The sequence below is a fragment of the Bradyrhizobium sp. P2_E8 genome, assembly GCF_056403875.1.
In genome coordinates, this window is record NZ_JBFUES010001383.1 from 1 (window position 1) to 1507 (window position 1507).

Below are 1507 nucleotides of genomic sequence, written 5' to 3' on the forward strand. Positions count from 1 at the left end.
CCCGTGACGTCGCGCGGTATCTGCCTCCCGTGACGTCGCGCGGTATCTGCCTTGCCCAATTTGCGTGGCGATCCGCCCACGCCTTGCCGGCAGGCGTGTCCTCGATCCCGTCCGCATGCCCTGCCAAATCCGTCTTGATCGGTTGGATACCGACGACATGGGCATCGGCGCCGAGATAGAAGATTTGCGCAGCGAGCGCATGGGTAACTACAACGATGGCGACTTCCGGCTGTTCGCTTAGATTGAGCCGTAGGCCCAAGGTTCGATGCGCGGTGAGGTCACGAACGAGAACGTCAGACAACGGGCGGTCGTCCTCCTCGTCGGCAGCAGCTGCATCCTCCCCGCTCTCGTCTTGCCCCGCCTGATCATCTGTTCCCTCCGGATCGCCTTCCACTGAGGCTTCCGGGTTTTGCTCCGCTTCGGATTGAGGCTTTTCGTCCGCGGGTCGGATGAAACCGCGCTCGATCCGGACGGCGCCGTCGTGATTGAGGAGCACGAACGCGCCGCCGCGCGCGACTTCGTCAGCATCATAAGCCTGCCGCTTGGCTTCCAGCCGCTCGATCTCGGCCTCAAGCTCGCCGAACCGGGCGTCCACTTCATCGGGCAGTTCATCGGCCGTCTGGTGCTGCTCGGTGAGACAATCGAACGCGGTCTGTGCCGCCTCAAGGGCGGATTTGTCTTCCGCCGAAAGCTCGACCGGATGCGGGTAGGTCCTCCGCATACCGTGGGCATGCGGGAAATCGAGATAGGCCTCCGTCCATTTCCATCCCTCAGCCGCCCGAACCGCATCGGCTTCGCGACCGAGTTTTGCGGTTACCAGCAAATCGAGCAGCGCCACGTCTTCCAGATAGCCGCCGCGATCCTCGGTGAAGAGGTCGCGAAGGATCGAGCCGCCTGCTTCGGTGTACGCCTCGATACCGACAAAGCGCGCGCGGCGGTCGGTCGCGGCGACATGGGTTTCGGTGAGCATGCGACGGATGGTGCTGGCATCCCGGTTATAGGATAGCTGCTCATAAACGCCTTCCTGCCGGGCGTGATCATCGGTGATGGCAAAGGCCATCAACTGTTCAAGAGCCAGATCGCCCTCGCGATAGACCTGCATCAGCTTCGGAGAGACCGCGCCCACCGCAGGCGCTGCCGCACCACATGCGGCGTCACGCCGAAGCGGGCGGCGATTTCCTCGGCACCGAAGCCGCGTTCTTCCGCCAGCTTCTTGAACGCCTCGAACTGATCCGCTGGATGCATGTTTTCCCGGGTGACATTCTCGTCCAAGCTGATTTCGTGCGGATCATTCGCGGTGTCCACGATGCACCGGATCGGCTCGGTCTTCTTAATCTCCTTCCGCATCACGCGCAGAAGCTGGGCAAGCCGCCTGCCCTCGCCGATGGTCACGAAATAGAAACCCGTGGCCGCCCCCTCTCCATCGACCTCCGGTTCAACGACCAGATTTTGCAGAATGCCCTTGGCGGCGATGCTCGCCGCATAGGCCTCGATCGCCGCATCGCTG

General features: G+C 62.8%; 1 pseudogene. It reads right to left on the reverse strand.

The annotated features are described in order from the left end of the window. Positions 1 to 1507 (reverse strand): annotated as a pseudogene (locus tag AC1D00_RS40670) (ParB/RepB/Spo0J family partition protein); the annotation flags it as partial.